14 protein-coding genes are annotated in these 19,795 nt (G+C 48.7%); 8 read left to right on the top strand and 6 right to left on the bottom strand.

The window, feature by feature from the left end:
• The first annotated feature begins 63 nt into the window (after positions 1-63).
• The 3 genes from ACLR2L_RS05105 to katG all read left to right on the top strand — a co-directional run bounded on the left by ACLR2L_RS05105 (position 64) and on the right by katG (position 5,328).
• Positions 64-1,296: an MFS transporter gene (locus ACLR2L_RS05105; RefSeq protein ID WP_413366264.1), complete on the top strand. Its 1,233-nt coding sequence runs from the start codon at positions 64-66 to the stop codon at positions 1,294-1,296.
• 9 nt (positions 1,297-1,305) lie between these two features.
• On the top strand, positions 1,306-2,832 hold the full coding sequence (locus ACLR2L_RS05100) for a trehalase family glycosidase (protein ID WP_413366262.1): 1,527 nt from the start codon (positions 1,306-1,308) through the stop codon (positions 2,830-2,832).
• A 270-nt stretch (positions 2,833-3,102) separates the two neighbouring features.
• A complete protein-coding gene (gene katG / locus ACLR2L_RS05095) occupies positions 3,103-5,328 on the top strand; it encodes a catalase/peroxidase HPI (protein WP_413366260.1) in 2,226 nt (741 codons plus the stop codon).
• 46 nt (positions 5,329-5,374) lie between these two features.
• On the opposite strand, the gene ACLR2L_RS05090 is transcribed toward katG, so the two are convergent.
• Positions 5,375-5,572, bottom strand: coding sequence for a hypothetical protein (locus ACLR2L_RS05090; RefSeq protein WP_140961461.1), 198 nt, complete (start codon positions 5,570-5,572; stop codon positions 5,375-5,377).
• A 163-nt stretch (positions 5,573-5,735) separates the two neighbouring features.
• A complete protein-coding gene (locus ACLR2L_RS05085; protein ID WP_140961459.1) occupies positions 5,736-6,155 on the bottom strand; it encodes an Lrp/AsnC family transcriptional regulator in 420 nt (139 codons plus the stop codon).
• Between the two features lie 270 nt (positions 6,156-6,425).
• On the opposite strand from ACLR2L_RS05085, the gene yjeH reads away from it, so the two are divergent.
• On the top strand, positions 6,426-7,682 hold the full coding sequence (gene yjeH / locus ACLR2L_RS05080) for an L-methionine/branched-chain amino acid transporter (protein ID WP_413366257.1): 1,257 nt from the start codon (positions 6,426-6,428) through the stop codon (positions 7,680-7,682).
• A 12-nt stretch (positions 7,683-7,694) separates the two neighbouring features.
• Here yjeH and ACLR2L_RS05075 read toward each other — a convergent pair whose 3' ends face one another.
• Together ACLR2L_RS05075 and ACLR2L_RS05070 are read right to left on the bottom strand one after the other, a co-directional pair.
• Entirely contained in the window at positions 7,695-8,333 is a 639-nt protein-coding gene (locus ACLR2L_RS05075) for a Vat family streptogramin A O-acetyltransferase (RefSeq protein WP_140961455.1), read from the bottom strand.
• Positions 8,334-8,369: 36 nt separating this feature from the next.
• Positions 8,370-9,404, bottom strand: a complete 1,035-nt coding sequence (locus ACLR2L_RS05070) for a LysR family transcriptional regulator (protein ID WP_140961453.1) — start codon at positions 9,402-9,404, stop codon at positions 8,370-8,372.
• A gap of 479 nt (positions 9,405-9,883) precedes the next feature.
• On the opposite strand from ACLR2L_RS05070, the gene ACLR2L_RS05065 reads away from it, so the two are divergent.
• From ACLR2L_RS05065 to ACLR2L_RS05055, 3 genes are all read left to right on the top strand, one after another.
• On the top strand, positions 9,884-12,460 hold the full coding sequence (locus ACLR2L_RS05065) for a TonB-dependent receptor plug domain-containing protein (RefSeq protein ID WP_413366287.1): 2,577 nt from the start codon (positions 9,884-9,886) through the stop codon (positions 12,458-12,460).
• A gap of 172 nt (positions 12,461-12,632) precedes the next feature.
• Entirely contained in the window at positions 12,633-13,454 is an 822-nt protein-coding gene (locus tag ACLR2L_RS05060; protein ID WP_140961449.1) for a sulfite exporter TauE/SafE family protein, read from the top strand.
• 30 nt (positions 13,455-13,484) lie between these two features.
• Positions 13,485-14,660 (top strand): pyridoxal phosphate-dependent aminotransferase, encoded by a 1,176-nt coding sequence (locus tag ACLR2L_RS05055; RefSeq protein WP_413366252.1) that lies wholly within the window; start codon positions 13,485-13,487, stop codon positions 14,658-14,660.
• Between the two features lie 109 nt (positions 14,661-14,769).
• On the opposite strand, the gene ACLR2L_RS05050 is transcribed toward ACLR2L_RS05055, so the two are convergent.
• Positions 14,770-15,798 (bottom strand): helix-turn-helix domain-containing protein, encoded by a 1,029-nt coding sequence (locus ACLR2L_RS05050; protein ID WP_413366250.1) that lies wholly within the window; start codon positions 15,796-15,798, stop codon positions 14,770-14,772.
• A gap of 39 nt (positions 15,799-15,837) precedes the next feature.
• Positions 15,838-16,737: a GGDEF domain-containing protein gene (locus ACLR2L_RS05045; RefSeq protein ID WP_413366248.1), complete on the bottom strand. Its 900-nt coding sequence runs from the start codon at positions 16,735-16,737 to the stop codon at positions 15,838-15,840.
• A gap of 359 nt (positions 16,738-17,096) precedes the next feature.
• Between ACLR2L_RS05045 and ACLR2L_RS05040 the strand changes: the two genes are divergently transcribed.
• On the top strand, positions 17,097-19,790 hold the full coding sequence (locus ACLR2L_RS05040; RefSeq protein ID WP_413366246.1) for a TonB-dependent receptor: 2,694 nt from the start codon (positions 17,097-17,099) through the stop codon (positions 19,788-19,790).
• Positions 19,791-19,795 lie beyond the last annotated feature (5 nt).

Below are 19,795 nucleotides of genomic sequence, written 5' to 3'. Positions count from 1 at the left end.
CGTTTGCATTTTTGTATTGCTAAGGCTAGACTTCGCCAAAATGTATTAACAGAGTATTTACAGATGCCGCGATTTCTTGTGTTTGCCGCCATTGCTGCGAGTTACTTTTTGTTTGCCATTCTGCTGAACAGCGTAGGCACTGTGATCCTGCAATCTATCAACAGTTTCGATATCTCCAAGCCCGATGCCAGTACATTGGAGGGCTTTAAGGATTTATCCATTGCCTTTGTCTCTTTTCTTGTCGCCTCGTTTATTCCCAGAGTGGGCTACAAGGCGGCATTACTCACCGGGTTATTTTTAGTTACACTCGCGTGCGCCGCTACGCCATCCTTACCTGATTTCTGGATGATAAAACTGCTCTTTGCTTGCGTGGGTACCAGCTTTGCGCTGGTTAAAGTGTCGGTGTACGCGATTATTGGCCAGCTTGCCCCTGACACCCGTGCCCACTCATCGATCATGAATGTGGTAGAAGGCATTTTTATGCTGGGTGTATTGAGTGGCTATTGGGTGTTTGCCGCCTTTATCGATCCTCAAAATCCCAGCGATCTGGGTTGGTTGAACGTGTACTACCCCTTAGCCGCACTAGGTGGATTGGTTGCACTAATAGTATGGCTGGCGCCGATTGAAAAGCCCGCCCTTCCACCGCTAAAAGCGGGAGCGTGGCAAGACTTTATTACTACTCTGAAACTAACGTATCAGCCGCTGGTACTCATCTTTGTGATTTCGGTATTTTTATACGTTCTCATAGAACAGGGGATCGGTTCCTGGTTACCCACATTTAACCGCGAAGTGATTGGTTTACCCGTGAATATCAGTATTCAGCTTACCAGTGTATTTGCCATTGCACTGGCAGTAGGACGCTTATCTGCGGGCGCCGTGCTTCGCAAACTCCACTGGTATCCTTTTTTAAACGGCTGTCTCATCGCCATGGCAATACTGATTTGCGTAAGCCTGCCGTTAGCCCAACCAGTACAAGAAAACAGTGTGCAAGGCCTGTTAGACATTCCGTTGGCAGGTTACCTTTTCCCGTTAATTGGCCTGCTGATGGCACCTATCTATCCGGTGTTAAATTCTGTCATGCTTAGCTCTCTGCCCAAGCACCAGCATGCGCCTATGACTGGGCTAATAGTGGTATTTTCCGCATTGGGTGGCACCACTGGCTCAATTATCACGGGTAGTGTATTTGCCGCATTCAGTGGGCAGGTTGCCTTCTATCTCGCACTGGTGCCGTTATCCGGCTTATTGTTGGCGCTGTTTCAATTCCATCGCGCAACGCAACGTTTCTCTCAGGTTTAGAGGTTTTTCATGTCAAGCCCCGCTACCCCAAACCGTCATTGGCAAGAAGTCATGGCGTTTTTCGATAGCCCGTTGTTTATTGACGTACAATGCGCTGGGATATTCCCAGACAGCAAGACATTTGCTGATGCTACCCCGATTAAACCGATTGCTACTATTCTTTCGGACTATCTGGCATTGCGAGCGCAGCCCGACTTTTCATTGATTGAGTTTGTGAGTGCTAACTTTACACTTCCTACGTCAGTCAATATGAAACTAGGCGGCGACACACCCTCATGTATAAGCGACTACATTGTGCGTATGTGGGACGTGCTAACCAAACCGGCTGATGCCGGCAATGACTATAGCCTGATTTCGCTTCCCCACCCTTACATTGTGCCGGGTGGAAGATTCCGTGAAATTTACTATTGGGATACGTTTTTCTCAGCGCTGGGATTGGCGCACAGCGGTAAAACAGAACTTGTACACCATCTGATCAAAAACTTTCTGTATATTCAATCTGAGCTTGGCTGTATACCCAACGGCAACAGGCTGTATTACGCAACGCGCAGTCAGCCCCCGGTATTGGCGTTAATGAGCCGGTTTGCCGACAATGCCGATAACCAGCTACAGGCCGATTTATGTGCAGGTCTCGAGCACGAGTACCGCTTTTGGATGCAGCAAGAGACAGGTGCTAACGGTGAAGCGACCCTTCGCACGGTACAAATAGACAATGGGACTATACTGAATCGCTATTTTGATACCAGCACAACTCCCAGACCAGAAAGCTATCGCGAAGACAGCCACTTAGCAGAAGATTTTTCTGACCAAGACAAAGGGTTATTCTTCCAGCATATTCGCGCCGCATGCGAGTCAGGTTGGGACTTCAGTTCGCGCTGGTTAAGCGATCCACAGTCGCTATCGACAATCCGAACCTGCGACATCATTCCGGTAGACTTAAATTGTTTGCTGTACCAGCTGGAAAGAACCTTAGCGAACAACACTACGGGCGATGTTGCGATTCAATACAGTCGCTCAGCTCAAATCCGGGCTGAAGCCATACACCAGTATTGCTGGTCGGCTTCACGTGGTTATTTTATGGACTATCACTTTCCCTCCAGGCAACAAACCAGCGTACTGTCGCTTGCTGGCGTCATGCCATTGTTTGTCGGCATCGCCACAGCGGAGCAAGCCAGACAGGTTGCCGACATGCTTTATGCCCGCTTTCTCTGCGAGGGTGGACTCGTTACTACAGTGAACACCACCAGCCAGCAATGGGATTCACCCAATGGCTGGGCACCGCTCCAGTGGTTCGCCGTAAAGGGGCTGATGCAGTATGGCTATAACGATCTTGCTCAGCTTATCATGCAGCGTTGGAATTCTCTTATGGCAGCGCACTTTGCTTCACATGGCGTAATCCTGGAAAAGTACAATGTAGTGAATCCCGCCAGCGCAGTCGGCGGCGGCGAGTATGAAGTGCAATTGGGATTTGGCTGGTCCAATGGGGTTTATCAGGATTTCGAATGCCTGATGAATAGCCAGTCACAATGTAAATAAAATGAAAATAAATTGTACTAATACATTTGAATAAGAAAGATAAAAAGCCGGTTTTTTGCCGGTTTTTCTGTTTCAGAAAACACGTAATAAATTAGCCAAAAAATCACACAACTAATTGAATTAAATTAACTTACACTCTGATTTGGTTTTTCCAATCAACTGAATCTGATTTTTTAATTATCTAAATTCCCTTTCCTCATTAACAATTATTCTTGTTTACAACTACTCTTGTTTACAACACGGGTTTTATCCCGAACGAGGAGAGCATATATGAAAATGAAAAAAACGTTATCACTGGCGGCGGCAATTGCCATTGCCTTATCACCAGTGGTGTTCACTGCCTCAGCTCACGCTGAAGCAGAGCCAAAAACCAACAAATTCTGGTGGCCGGATCAACTCGACCTCAGCCAATTGCGCGCCCACGGCATTGAATCTAACCCATACGGCGAAAAATTTGATTACGCCGCTGAGTTCAATTCACTGGACCTGAAAGCGGTTAAAGAAGACATCCGCGCCGTGCTTACCCAATCTCAAGACTGGTGGCCAGCAGACTACGGCCATTATGGTCCGTTTTTCATTCGTATGGCCTGGCACGCAGCAGGTACCTACCGTGTACATGATGGCCGCGGTGGTGCAGGCGGTGGTCAACAACGTTTCGATCCGCTGAACAGCTGGCCGGACAACGCCAACCTGGATAAAGCCCGTCGCCTGTTGTGGCCGGTTAAATCCAAGTATGGCCGCAAGATTTCCTGGGCTGACCTGATGGCGCTTACCGGTAACGTAGCACTGGAAGACATGGGTTTTAAAACTTTCGGTTATGCCGGTGGTCGTGAAGATGACTGGGAACCAGACTACGTTTACTGGGGCCCGGAAGGCAAAATGCTGACCGACGAGCGTCGCGACAAGTTTGGTAAACTGAAAGGCCCACTGGCGGCAGTTGAGATGGGTCTGATCTACGTAAACCCAGTTGGCCCGCACGGGAATCCTGATCCATTACTGGCAGCAAAAGACATTCGCATGTCGTTTGGCCGCATGGCAATGAACGACGAAGAAATTGTGGCGCTGATTGCCGGTGGTCACACTTTTGGTAAAGCACACGGTGCCAAGAAACCGGAAGAATGTGTTGGTGCAGAGCCAGCAGCGGGTGCCATTGAAGACCAGGGCTTCGGCTGGAAGAACAAATGCGGCAAAGGCCACTCAGAAGACACAGTAACCAGTGGTTTAGAAGGTGCCTGGACAGTAACGCCTACCCAGTGGACAACTAACTACCTGGATAACCTGTTCAGCTTTAACTGGGTGAAAACCACCAGCCCGGCTGGCGCAATTCAGTGGGAGCCTGATACAGACGCAGCGGCGAACATGGTACCTGACGCTCATGACGCTACTAAGCGACACAAGCCAATTATGTTTACCACTGACATCGCGATGAAAGAAGATCCGGCATTCCGCGCCATTGCTGAACGCTTCCGTGAAGACCCGGCTCAATTCGAACTGGCATTTGCCAAAGCCTGGTTCAAACTGAATCACCGCGACTTAGGCCCGCGTGCACGCTACCTGGGCAGCGAAGTACCGGCAGAAGAATTGGTATGGCAGGATCCGATCCCGGCGGTAGACCATAAACTGGTTACCGATAAAGACGTAGCCAAGCTCAAAAAAGCAATTCTGGATACCGGCTTAAGCGTCCAGGAACTGGTTCGCGTAGCCTGGGCCTCTGCCGCTAGCTTCCGTGGTACAGACATGCGCGGTGGTGCGAACGGCGCACGTGTTCGCCTTGCGCCTCAGAACGGTTGGGAAGTAAACAACCCGGCTGAGCTGGATAAAGTATTATTGGCACTGGATAAAGTGAAGAATGACTTTAACCGCAAGGCTGGTAAAAAACGTATTTCTACAGCAGACATTATTGTTCTGGCGGGTGCGGCAGCAATTGAAAAAGCAGCCAAAGACGCAGGTCACAACGTGAAAGTACCGTTTGTACCAGGCCGTATGGATGCCTCTCAGGAAATGACAGATGTAGAATCGTTTGCTGTACTTGAACCAGTAGCTGATGCATTCCGCAACTACTATGCACCGGAGAAGAACTACTTATCTCCTGCAGAAGCGCTGGTTGAACGTGCCGATCTGCTGAACCTGTCGGTACCTGAAATGACCGTACTTCTGGGTGGTTTGCGCTCGCTGGATGCCAACTATCAGGGCGTGCAGCACGGTGTATTCACCAGCAAACCTGGTACATTGAGCAACGACTTCTTCACCAACCTGTTAGACATGGGTACAGTGTGGAGCAAAACCGACCAGGAAGGCGTTTACGAGGGTCGCGATCGCAGCACTGGCGAAGTGAAGTGGACCGCAACACCAGTAGATCTGATCTTCGGCTCTAACACCGAATTGCGTGCCATTGCAGAAGTGTATGCCGCTGGCGACGCCAAAGAGAAGTTCATCAATGACTTCGTGGCAGCCTGGACTAAAGTCATGCAAAACGACCGCTTTGATCTGAAATAAATCGGGCTTGTGATGCTAAAAGGCGGCGCATTATGCGCCGCCTTTTTTAATTAGGCAGGGTTTGCTTTACACCTGCTGCTACAAGTATTTGTCGCATTTGGCTTTCGGTTACCGAGCTCGGGCATAAGCCCTGACTAATCAGATCACTGCGCACTGAGGCAGGATCACAGCGAGAGTCAATTCTGGTATTGCGCTGAACATAACGCACCAATTGTTTTTGCAGTTCCCGGGTTAAACAAGACATACATACCTCTACTTCTCTGTTTGTCTCACATCAATAAGCACATGCCATTGTGTACAAAAATTGTGCATATCCCGGACCATAATTTAAATAGCGTTATCTATTAATGGCTTAATAAAATCACGTTTTTGACATTAGTGAATTGTGTCAATTATACCGACAACGACTAACCCAGCCATTGATTCAGCACCACATGAGTTTTAATTTTAATGATGTCATCTATGGTATCTATGTGCTCTCGGATCTCGTGCAAACGGCGCATAGTATCGGCCCGAATTAATACGATGAGGTCGCATTCTCCGGTAACCCCGTAGCACGACACCACTTCCGGTATCGCCCGGAAATAGGGGACAACATCGGCACATCTGGCCCGCTTATGCTGAATCTCCAGGTAGGCAGCCACTCCCTCTTTTTGCGACTCCGACAACATCACCTGATAACCGCGAATTACATTGGTTGACTCCAGTTTTTTTATGCGCTCGGTTACCGCTGAGCGCGACAACCCCACTTCATCAGCAATAGCTGACACGCTGGCGCGTGCGTTTTGTCTTAGCTGTGCGATAATTGCACGATCGAATTTATCCATAGGATTCCAACACTTTAACGGTAAATGTGCTTTGTACCGTCATAATGACGGTAACAACCCGCTGAATGCAGGGCAATTAACACACAATGAAAAACAAAAAGCAGTATATTACGCAATATGGTTTTATGCATTGTAAAACCTGAGCTTTGGTTTTTGCTGGTCTGCCTCACAACAAAATATAAAAAACCAATTTAAAATCATAACGATAAAACACTATAAGCCACTGTACACATTTTGACACTTCACTGAAACAGGACATCGAACACCCTTATGCAACACACCGCAAATAAAATCGGACGATGGCAAGGTGCAGGCCTGCTAACCACCACTTTGCTGGGTACCAGCGTATTTATCCTGCCACAAATGACCATTGAAACCGCCAGTGACTGGGCAATGTTAAGCTGGGTACTGCTCACCCTTGCTATTTTGCCGGTTGCCATGGTGTTTGCTAAGTTATCGTCGCATTTTCCCCATGCCGGGGGCCCTGCGTATTTTGTTGAAAAGGCGTTTGGCAAATCAGCCGGCAGAACCATTGGTTTGTTGTTTTTATTCGTCGTTCCCATAGGTGCGCCAGCTGCGATTATTATGACTTACTGGTTTATCGAAACTTTATTTGGACTATCACCAGAATGGGCTCTACCAGTGCAGTTTAGTATTATTGCGCTGTTGTTTTTACTGAATTACCGGGGCATTCAGTTTTCCGCTACGTTGCAACTTATGCTCACTCTGATCATCACCCTGGTGGTGATTGCGATGGTAGCAGGCAAATCATTTTTACCTGACATCAGCACGACAGCGCAGTTTCAAGCGCCATTAAACTGGACGCCGGTGCTCGGGGCGATGGGCATTGCCTTCTGGAGCTTCCTGGGTATTGAAGCTATTTCTCATCTGGCTGAGGATTTTGCCGAGCCCAAGCGGGATCTGGTACCCGCTATTATGACTGGCACCCTGTTAGTTGGTGTGATTTATCTGGGTTGTACCTATTTACTCATTGATACGCCACATACCGACACACTGAGTATGGTTAGCGTTTTCGACCAGTTGTTTAGCAATGGTGGCGCCTATATCATCGGCGCATTGGGTGTGGCAGGTGGCCTGGCAACAGTTAATGTGTATACCGCCAGTTTATCCCGCCTGATTTGGAGTCTGAGCAACGACAATGTGTTGCCACGTTACTTTCAGCAATTGAACAATTACCGCGTTCCGCAACGCGCATTGCAATGCATATTGGTTGTAATGTCAGCAACGCTGGTGATCACCCACTACAGTGCGCATGATCTGGAAGATCTGATTGGCTGGGTAAACGGCGTCTTTGTGCTGATCTACCTGGCGAGTATGCTAGCGGCCTTAAGGCTACTGTCGGCACGTCACCAGCCACTGGTTGCATTAAGCTGTATCTTTTGTGCCACCATTGCTGTTGGTTTAGGCACTAAAATGCTCTATGCCCTGGGCTTATTTACGATTTTTGCCCCGCTGCTGTGGTATCAACAACGGTACATTTTACCCAGACTCAAGCGCAGCGTGTAAAAACGCTGCGGTTCATTCAGCCATAGCCGACAGCGCCGGAATGTCGCCGCTGGTGATGGCGGGTAAGGCCGATGTTATTTTCTCAACCGGCCAATCCCACCAGCTCAGCTTTTCCAGCAGAGCGATAGTAGTATCGTCATAACGCATTTTTAAGACCTGGGCCGGGTTGCCTGCGACAACCGCATAAGCAGGTACATCTTTGGTGACCACCGATTTAGACGCCACAATGGCCCCGTTGCCAATGGTTACGCCAGGCATAATGGTGGCATCGTAGCCAATCCAAACATCGTTACCGATACGTGTGTCACCTTTATAGGGCAGCTCTCCCGGTTGAGGTGCAACTGACTCCCAACCATTGCCAAAAATATAAAACGGATAAGTACTTACACCATGCAGTGGATGATTGGCACCATTCATTATAAATGTGACCTTGTGCGCGATAGCGCAAAACTTGCCAATGATCAGTTTGTCGCCGATAAAATCGAAGTGATACAGCACGTTCTTTTCGAAATTACGCGCAAGCTCCGGATCATCTGCGTAGGTATAATCTCCCACAATGATATTGGGCGACTGAATGATATTCTTCAGAAATGTAACTTGCTCGGCCGCCGCAATGGGGGCCAGATGATTAGGGTTTGGTCCAATTGTCATAGTGCTTCCTCAATGTAAACAGAAGCAAACTGAGACCTAATCGTAAGCCCTTAAGGTTGCTTCCAGACTGCCAGGCGCGTTTGTTGGCGCTGATAAACTGCGCACATCAGCGTGTTTAAGCTGCCCTACGAATGTCCCTCGCCAGTGCCCTGCCTGTTGTTCTGATGCTGTCACTTCCTGAATGATTGCAATCATTTTTACAATGGCATCGGTAATCGCAAAATTGCTGTTTGTGGCAGCAATCACCAGACGTTTCATTTCTGGCTGAGTAATTTTCAGTGATTTCACTACTTTGCTGTCTTCCAGGTGGTACATGGCCGATGACGGTAAAATCATTAGCCCTTCACCCTGAATTACTTGCCTGAGTCCTGTCATTAACTGCCCTGAATAGGCTTTGTCGTGCTTTAATGCGACACCTGTTTCCCGCTCGTACTTATCGATCAATCTCCCCAGCGCATCTTTGGTACCCGGCGTAAGCAATTCGAACTGACTCAACTCCCAGAAACGAATGGTGTCCCTGGCTTTCAGTGAGGTGTAGTTATCGGAGGCTTCATTTACCCCAACCACCAGATACATAAATTCTTCTATTAGCGGATACACCGACATAAACCGGGGCTCCACTTCCTGCTCGTAGGTTAACGCAATGTCGATCTGGTTGCTTTGCAGCCATTCTTTGACCGCATAGGATGGGCCTGTGCTAATTTCCAATTTTAACTGCGGATACCATCTTGTTACCTGCGCAATCAGCGACATTGACAGCACATTACCAATCGATGGCAACATGCCCACGCGCACTTTGCCTTGCTGAACTGCCGCAAGCTGCTGCAATTCCATTTTGGCACTGTTGATATCGTCGATGAGTTTGCGGGCATGCTTTTCAAACAACTTACCTGCCGCAGTTAAACTCACCCCTTTAAAACTGCGATCAAACAACGCACTTCCCATTTCCCGCTCTAAATTGGCGAGTTGCTGGCTGATTGCCGGTTGGGCAATATCCAGTTCCCTCGCCGCAGCTGCAATACTTCCTGTTTGCACGGTTACAAGAAAATACTGAAGCTGTTTAGAATTCATAATGGTAAAGACTCTTCAAGTGTACTGCCTCAACTTGGTATACGAAATATGCGTTTTGTAACAAACCTTTTATATTTCAATATACTTCACTTTTCCTATTTGAATTCAGCAAGTTACATGCCACCACCTGGTCAGGTTTTGAGCCTAAATTGTTAAATTATTGTGGTGATGGAATTTATTATAAAATATTTTATTGTACCAACACCCCCTTAAACGCATGATTTCATTGATCAAAATATTGGGCTCAATATTTTCTTTATAACCCTCAATATTCTTTTTTCTTCCGATCTACCGTGCTCTTTTCTTAGTCTCATTACAGACGATGGCGCGTGTTGTCGTCCTCACTAAGCTCAAGAAATGTTTAAGTTTGGTGCTTACGCGTACCATTTTGGGGCAATTTTAGCCATTAGCGTGATTTCACGCCTTGCGCGCTTGCACCTTAAAAGATCATAGCAATATGGCAATTTAGGGAACACATGATGAAACTCAATAAATTACATGCAGCAGTACTGGCAGGTCTTGCCGGCTACTCACTTTCGATGACAGTGGCAACCTCTGCATTAGCAGAAGAAGCAGCTGAAGAGAACGTTGAAAAAATCGCGGTTGTGGGTGCTCGTGGTGCTCCCCGCTCGGTAACCAGCTCACCTGTTCCGGTAGACGTTTTGACTGCCGACGACATTAACGGTGTAGCTTCATCAGATATGAACGACATCATGATGACGCTGGTTCCCTCTTACACACTCAGCCGTCAGCCGATTTCTGATGGTGGTACCTTTATTCGTCCGGCGTCACTGCGTGGCCTGCCAACCGACAAAACACTGGTACTGGTAAACGGCAAACGTCGCCACCGTGCGGCATTGGTTCAAATCGGTGGCTCTGGTACACAGGGTCCTGACCTAGCAACGATTCCTGCTGCCGCGCTTGGCAGTGTTGAAGTACTGCGTGACGGCGCTGCCGCTCAATACGGTTCAGATGCGATTGCCGGGGTAATCAACTTCCAGCTCAAGAACAACGCCGAAGGCGGTTCACTGTCGCTGGATGCCGGCCAGTACTATGAAGGCGACGGCCAGCAATACACCATCAGCGGTAACAAAGGTTTCTCGCTGGGTGATGACGGCTTCCTGAGTATTTCGGCAGAAATCACCGATTCAGAAGCCACTTACCGCAACGAACAGTACTGTGAAAGCTGGTTCTGTGTAGATGACCAGTCTCCGGAATACATCGCGGCAGCGGAAGAACAAGGCCGCAGCGTGCACGGTACCGACGGTGAAGTACAACCGTGGGGTCAGCCGAACTACAGCGGTGCTAAGGTATTCCTGAACGCAGGTTATGCGCTGTCTGGTGAAATGGAGCTTTATAGCTTTGCTAACTATTCAGAAAGCGAAGGCGACGGTTCATTCTTCTATCGTTATCCAGGCAATGGCACGATTGAAGATCTGCGTGAAATTGACGGTACGATTTACTCGCCACTGGAAAAATTCCCAGGCGGCTTTACCCCTCGCTTCTTCGGTGACATTACAGACTACTCTTTTGCCGCCGGTATCAAGGGAACAGCAGGTTCATTGGGTTATGACGTAAGTGGTCGTTACGGCTACAACGAAATTTCCTACACGCTGGCTAACACCATCAACCCGTCAATGGGTAGTGCGTCGCCAACTAAATTCCACCCCGGAGATCTGAGCAACGACGAATTGCAATTCCAGGCTGATTTCACCTATGACCTGGCAGAATATGTGCTGGCATTTGGTGCCAGCTACATGGAAGAGTCTTACGAGATTTCTCAGGGTGACGAAGCTTCTTATGCAGTAGGCCCACACTCAATCCCTGATCCATACGGTCTGTGTTCACGCGTAGACAACGGTTTTGGTTTAGCTACCGACGCCCAGGTTGCAACCGCTATTGCTAATGGTCTGGATTGTAGCGACTCAAGTGACCCGGTATATACCGCGGTTGGTGTAGGCTCTAACGGTTTCCCTGGCTATTCAGACGAATTCATCGGTACTTACGAGCGTGACTCTTATGCGGTTTATGCTGATATTTCTGGTGATTTAACTGAATCTTTGTTTGCACAGGCGGCGATCCGTTACGAAGATTACTCTGACTTTGGTTCAGAAGTGGTTTACAAAATTGCAGGTATTTACCAGTTAACCGAAGAAATCGCATTGCGCTCTTCTTACGGCACAGGTTTCCGCGCTCCAACTCCGGGTCAGCAAGGTACCACAAACGTATCTACCCGCTTACCAAACGGATTCCCGGTTGCTACTGGTTTGTTCCCGGCCAACAGCGTTGTTGCACAGGCGCTTGGTGCAGACATCCTCAAGCCTGAAACCTCTACCAACTTTACGTTTGGTATGACAGCTGAGTATGACAGCCTGACCCTGACCATTGACTACTACCACATTCTGCTGGAAGACCGTGTTAACGCGATTTCAACTCTGGATGTATCAACTGATCCAACCTCAGGAAGCGCATACGACAACTACCTGGCACTTGAAGAGGCTGGTGTAGTAGGTGCAAACACTATCGGTGGTGTGTTCTTCTTCCAGAACGCATTCGATACCGTAACCGAAGGTGTGGACATCGTTGCTACCTACAGCATGGAATCTGAGTACGGTGACACCATGATCACGGCGTCATTCAACTACGGCACTAACGAGTTCGACGGCGACCCGGGTGATCTGTTTAACGCAGAAGACCGTTTCGACTTCGAAAACGGTACACCAGAAACACGTGGCGTTTTCTCGGTTAAACACACAATGGATGACTTCTCTGTTACTGGTCGCGTGAGCTACTACGGTGGTTATGAAAACGCAGCAAGCAGCTCTCTTGCAGTAATCCAGGAATGGGATCCAGAGTACATGTTTGACTTAGAAGGTACTTACTTCATTAACGAAACACTGTCTGTGTCTTTGGGTGCACGTAACCTGTTCGACAACTACCCTGATCCAGGTACTGATGCGATGGGTGAAACCTGCTGTGGTCGAATCTACCGCTCAGACTCTATCGTTGACTGGCAAGGTGGATACTACTACATGAAGCTGAACGCAACGTTCTAAGATGCGCTTCATAATGATGATCTAACCCGATTACGACCAGCCGAAAGGCTGGTCGTCTGTATCGGGTAACTCATCGCGATCCACGCGACAAACCGCCCAAAAAATTATACTTTCTACTTTATAAATATTACAAAAAATCGAATTTTTATTTAACAAGTGGAGCACTGTTGTTATGGAGATTGAACTCGTCTGGTTCGTCCTCACTTTGTGCGTTGCGGGCGCAGTCGCAGGCATTACATCCGGCCTTTTTGGCAATGGCGGAGGTTTTGTCGTCGTACCTGCCCTTCTCGCAGTTTTTCCTTTTTTCACCCCAGCCTCTGATGAGTTAGTGAAAGTTGCAATCGGGACCTCCCTGGCCTCCATTGTGATTTCCAGTGCTCGTTCAGTCCTTGCACACAAGAAACGTGGTGCAGTGGATTTTGAGATGCTCAAGTCCTGGTTTATTTGGATTGTACTTGGCGTGCTGAGCGGTGTGGTCATTGCCAACCACACCAGCAGTGGTGGATTAACTATCGTATTTGCAGCAGGTGTATTGCTGTATTCGATTTACTTTTTATTCCCGGATTATGTGGTTCGTCCGGGTATGTCTTTCTCTATGCCTACCGGTCCTGGGAAAGCCATTCTGGCCTTTGTAATTGGTGGATTTTCAGCCTTGCTGGGGATCGGTGGGGGCACCCCTACGGTGATTACTATGGTCATGTGCCGACGCACAATTCAACAGGCTGTTGCTACCGCAGCAGGTGTTGGTGTGCTCATCGGCCTGCCTGGCGCAATTGGATTTTTATTCATGAAGAACGCCAGTCCCGAAACCATGCCATTGGGCACTGTTGGGTACATTAATTTACCTGCACTGGTGGCCATTAGCGTGGGATCAATTATGACTGCGCCGATTGGAGCTTCGATGGCGCATAGTTTCAGCGAAAAAATGCTAAAGCGCTTGTTTGGCGTTTATCTGGTAATAGTGTCCATTGCCATGTTTAGTAAAGCATTATAACCGGCCACACTCAATTTAGAGGAACAACACATGACATATAACCCATCAAGAAGACTATTTCTGGGCGGTTCATTAGCTGCCTCAGCGGCAGGCGCGGCAGGTATTATTACCCCCGCCGGTCTGGCATCGGCGAAAACCATGCAGGCGCCTAACATTATGTATGGACCAACGCCTGGCGTTGCTAAACTTAACGCCAACGAAAACCCTTACGGCCCAAGCGATCTGGCATTGAAAGCCATTGCTGAGGCCAGTAAAGACGGCGGCGCTTATTATGCGTATCGCGCTGCGATGTACCTGCGTGACATGCTGGCAGAATCAAATGGTTTGAAACCAGAAAACGTGTCAATTACCGCGGGATCCAGCTTAATTCTGGCTTTCGCCGCTTTCGCAGCCACCAGCAAAGGCAAGATCCTGGGTCCGGATTTATTCTGGGATACCACGTCAATGGCGCCAATCCGTCAGGGTGGGCCGGAGATCGTTCGCGTGCCTAATACCGCAGCGCTGGATATTGATCTTGATGCACTTTATAACGCGATCACGCCTGAGATCGCCATGGTACACGTGTGTAACCCAAATAACCCAACCGGCAAAATTCTGGATCCGGTGAAGCTTCGCGATTTCTGTATCAAGGCATCCAAGAAAACGCTGGTACTGGTTGATGAGGCCTACAACGAACTAATCGAAGATGGTCCTAAACACTCCATGATCCCGTTGATCAACGAAGGTCACAACATCATTGTTGCCCGCACCTTCTCTAAAATCTACGGGTTGGCTGGTATGCGTGTTGGCTACATGCTGGGCAGCGAAGAAAACATGGAGTTTATCAACAAGTATGGTCTGGGTGGATACTCAATCAACCAGGCTGGCTTAGCCGCAGCCATTGCCAGCTACAATGATGAAGCCTTTAAAACCTTCTCCCGCGACAAGGTAAAAGAAGGCCGTGAGATCATTATGTCGGCCGTAAAAGCCAATGGCCTGACTGCGCTGCCTTCTACCACCAACTTCGTATTTGTAAACCTGGGTGACGACGGTGATGCCAATGCGTTCCGCAAAGCCATGGAGCAGCAGGACGTATTGATTCGCGGTCAGTACCGTACTTATCAACAATGGTCACGCGTCAGTACCGGCCGTATCGAAGATGTTAAGAAATACGCCGCAGCAATGCCAAAAGCACTGGATGAAATGTACAAATTAATGAAAGCCTAACGGCATTCGAACGAGTCCCTTGGACAGTACAAGACGACAGGAAGTCAAAGGCCGCATCACGCGGCCTTTTTTATTGCACATTCATGTCATTTAGCACAAAAGCTCCATGTCAGACTTGCCGCAATTCACTGGGTGTCAAGCCTGTCCAGCGTTTTACCGCACGCCTGAAGTTCGTAATGTCGGTAAAGGCCATTTTCAGTGCACTTTGCTCGTTATTCAGCTTTTGTACTTGTAAATAGAAGATAGCCTGTTGCCGGCGAATACTGTCGTGCAGTTCAGTAAAACTGGTGTGATGTTCGGCCAATTTTCGCTTCAGCGAAGATGGACTCAATGCCAATTGGCTCGCAGCCTCGGGTAGCGTAAGTGCAGCATTTGCGTTAAGCAATGACCTGACGTTATCGAGTAACCCCATTCGGTAAATGCGTTGCCGCAAAAGGCGATGACGAGCATAAGCATTGAGCATCGAACTGGCCTGTAAACAGGGTACACGCAACGCGGATTTTTCTATTCTGATCGAAAACATCGGCTGGTTAAATTTAAGTCTGAAACCAAGATGCGCTTCGTACTCCTGAATATGACGGGGTCGTCCGAATGGAAAGTCAAAATGGAACGGCAGGCGCTTCCCGGTACACAGTTTAGCCAGCGCCACCAGCGCTGCACAATAAGCTTCAACCATAAAAACAAATTGCTTATCGCTGCCCATGGCATCCTGGAGCAGATAATACTCGTTCACATCATCCTGATAGCGTTGCGCCGACACAAACGGACTAACAAGGGTTTGCAAGACTGGCAAGGCTCTGATGCATTGTCCAAAATGTCGGGCATGCAGGAAATACGGCAGCGCATCATGCATATGCCCTGTTACCAGCTGCTGCCCAAAACGAAACGAAACATCAAAGCCTTTTGCGTATTGCTGTGCGTTAGCGGCAAGTTTTTGAATTTGCCCGCAACTCAAAGCGTTGTTACTCACCAGATCGTCGGCGAAGATACCTGTACCGCGCAATAACTTATGCTCCGGTGCCCCACGGGCGACGGCGACAGAGACTAAGCTAGCCGCAATCTGACGCCCTGGCAACACCTTGTCGCTAAGCGTAAGCAGCGGTGCAAACCCTGAACCTGAGCACAAGCGATGCATCATATTTTCACTTCTGACAAGCAAACCATTTTGCGCACTTGCTTACGCCACCTGCTGAGACGTTTCGTCTAATTGCCGGTTTAATCCTGACATCAACTCAGACAGGGTACCCTGGTGCTTTAACCGCGCGCAGGCACTACGAACCGAATGGAAAATTGCGGTTGTTTGCCCGCCACTTTTGAACGCGACGTTGCGAATGCTTCGCTCTAGTTGGCTAGCCAATTCGCGGGCTTCAGTTAATCCGGTATCCGGTAACAGGATCACAAATCGGTCGCCAGCGTAACGACAGGCCAGATCCACAGCACGTAAATTCATCACGATAAGCTGGGAAATTTCACGCAAAAAGCGATCACCTTCCTGATGACCATAACGCAGGTTAAACTCAGAAAAATCATTGATGTCTAATACGACTACAGAAGCGTCAATGCCCTGCTCCTGTAAAGCGGTTGCCCTGTCACGCCAGTAATCCGCACGGTACAATTGCGTGATTACATCAATTTGCTCGTGGCTGCGATACCAAAGTTCTCTGCGCTGTAACTGCTTGTTTAGCGCCAGTTGCTCCTGATGCCAGAGATACAACGCATAACTCATCACGATCATGCCCACGGCTGCCGGAATAGATTCCACCAGGCTTAACCAGGTTGCCGCATTACTGTAATGCATAAACTCATCGATCACGTCTAACAGTGCGGAAAAGCTGAACAAAGACAGCCCGATTGCCAATAATGACGTAACTTGCCCCGGGGGTCTGCTCATCATCACAGCCAGGATCCAACATAAGGTTAGCAAGCACACACTTCCCTCGCCCACCACATCCAGCCATTCAACGTTGCTGATAGGCTTAAGTTCGCCATGCAGTGAACACAGGGCAACAGCCAGGGTTAATATCACCAGTTCAAAGGCAAGCAGCCCCTGGTGTCGAAACAATAAACTGAAGTTCATTCGGTAGTTCCTACTTTCTGCAGTAACGATAAAACACGTACCACAGCGTAAATGCTATTGCACAAATCACAGGGGTCATTCTGGCTCACAAATATGACATTACTGTGATATCGAGGGGCTCAACAACGGTTAAAAATTCGAGTAGCTTTTAATAATCAATAATTTAGAAGGGGGTCATTTTGGCTCATTGTTTTTGGAATTCAGCCAAATTGATAGGATTTTTAGCTGTTATCGCCAAAACATCTCAGCGTGTTTCACAGAACTGTCATTTTTGATTTCTACCTTAGCCGCAGCACACATTCATACATACCAACCCATGCATGAGGTTGGTGTTTAACACTTCATCAATGAGAACGCACATGACTATGAGAATTTCACAGATCGCAGTTGCAGTGGGAACACTCTTTGCTGCCACAGCTTCGGTTGCCGCGGATAACGCTGGCCTTATCGGTCAGCTCACCAACGTTCAGCAGGACCGTGTTTTTGCTGGCGCAAAAATCGAAATAAAAGAGCTTGAAAAAGTAACGTATTCCCGCCGGGACGGTACCTTTCGGTTCTCCAACCTGCCGGAAGGTAATTACACACTGGTAGTGACTTACTTAGGCACCAAGCCCGTTACTCAGGCTGTGTCACTTGTTGCAGGGGAAAACATGACCCCGGTGATCACACTGGAAGCCAAAGACGACGCACTCGAAGAAGTGATGGTACGCGGGCAACGCAGTGGACAAGCCAGTGCAATTAACCAACAACGTATGGCCGACAACATCAAGTCGATTGTATCGGCGGATGCAATTGGTCAGTTCCCTGACCAAAACGCGGCGGAATCGTTGCAGCGCCTGCCGGGCTTATCCATTGAGCGGGATCAGGGCGAAGGCCGGTTTGTAGGCATACGCGGTATCGATCCTAACCTGAATAACGTAACGATTAACGGCTTGAACATTCCTTCTCCCGAAGCCGGTGTGCGGTCTGTTGCACTGGACGTTATCCCATCAGAGCTGATTCAAACCCTGGAAGTGTCTAAATCGGTTACTGCGGATATGGACGCCGATGCCATCGGTGGTGCCATTGAAGTAAAAAGTGTCAGTGCGTTCGACCGCAAAGGTCAAACGGCCACCCTAAGCGCACAAGTGAGCCAAAACCAGTTGCGCGACGAACTGAGCCCCAAAGCCTCGGCAACCTACACTAACCTGTGGGATGACACTTTTGGTGTAGCCGCTGCACTGAGTTACTTTGAACGCGACTTTGGATCAGACAATATTGAATCCAATGCCGACGATGAAATCGAGCAACGCCAGTACACCATAACCCGTGAGCGCTTGGGCGCAGCGTTAAACCTGGACTATCGCCCCGATTTTAACAACCAGTATTACCTGCGCACCCTGTTCAGTGAATTCTCAGACACTGAATACCGCCAGCGCAATACCTTTGTGCTCGACGGCGAAGACTCAGAAGTTGAGCGCGATTCAAAAGACCGCTATGAATCACAATCTATTTTTACCGCTGCGCTTGGCGGTGAACACAGCCGCGGCGAGTGGTTGTTTGACTACCAGGCAGGCTATGCGAAATCTGACGAAGATGAGCCTAATGCGCTGTATTTTACGCTGGTAACAGAAAACAGCAGCGTGGATGGCGACCTGATGCGCCAGATTCCCTCTCTGTCATACAATGCAGATGTGAATGATCTCAGCACCTACGAGCTGGACGAAATCAGTTTTGAAGACAACTACACTCAGGACACCGAGCACAGTATTCAGGCAAACATCACACGTTCATTCGCCAATGATCCTTACCTGAGCGAACTGAAAGCGGGCTTCAAGCTGCGTCAGCGCAGTAAAAAGGTCGACAGCAATATTTACATTTACGACGGCGATTTTGACGGCGTAGACCCAACTCAGTTTGCCGCCAGTGCGCCCGATTGGGGACTGGGCAACTTCGGCCCGGGCCTGAATCGCTCAACACTGCGCAATTACTTTAATCAACACCGCAGCGCGCTGGAATTGGCTGAACTGGACTCAGAACTTGAGTCTAAAGGAGCATCGTATAACACCAACGAAGATATCTTCGCGGCGTATTTCATGGGTACCTTCGACATTGAGCAATGGCATATTGTGGCGGGTGTACGTTACGAAAGCACGGATTTTGATACCGCTGGTATGCGCGTTGAACTGGTTGAAGACGAACAAAACGACGTAGAAGAAGTGGTAAATACCCCCTGGCAGGCTGAGCGTTCTTACGATTACTTTCTGCCCAGTATAAACGCCAAATACACTGTTTCAGAGCAGTTGATCCTGCGTGCCGCGTTTACTCAAACCATTTCTCGTCCGCGCTTTGAAGAATCAGCGGCTTATCAGATTATTGAAAGTAAAACGGAAGAAGACGACGGTGAATTTGTTACCGAACGCGAAGCGGAAGTTGGCAATCCCTCCCTGTTGCCCTATGAAGCCACCAACTACGACTTGTCGGTAGAATACTACCCAGGCGACATCGGCGTGTTGTCTGCGGGCTTATTCTATAAGCAGATCGACAATTTCGTAATCTACGCCGATGTTGCAGGCACCAGTGGCTGGGAAGGCTTTGATGAAGTGATTCAGCCACTTAATGGCGAAAGTGCAGACCTACTGGGCCTGGAGCTGTCCTGGGTGAAAGCGTTCGACAATGGATTATTGTTGTCGGCTAACGGCACCTTCTCTGACTCGGATGCGACGACATTACTGGACGGCGAGCGCTATAAAACCAGTTTGCCCAACCAGTCTGACACCGTGGGTAACCTGACCGTGGGATACGAGGCCAACAATTTCAGCCTGCGATTAACTATGGCTTACAAGAGCAAAAACCTGGAAGAGATCGATGGTGACATGATCCGCATGGAAGACGCTCACCAACAGTTCGATTTTACCGGCAAGTACTTCGTAAACGAAGATGTCACTGTGTATTTCAATGCCATCAACATAAATAACGAACCGTACTACCACTATTTTGATCAGCGCAATCAAAACGCGCAGTTTGAAGAATATGGCCGCACCTTTGAACTGGGCTTTAACTGGCAGTTATAAGCCAC

The organism is Alteromonas sp. AMM-1, from assembly GCF_047290655.1.
In the GTDB taxonomy this organism is placed as follows: Bacteria; Pseudomonadota; Gammaproteobacteria; order Enterobacterales; family Alteromonadaceae; genus Alteromonas; species Alteromonas mangrovi.
Note: the sequence above shows the minus strand (reverse complement) of the source record. Positions and strands in the feature narration are given on the sequence as shown.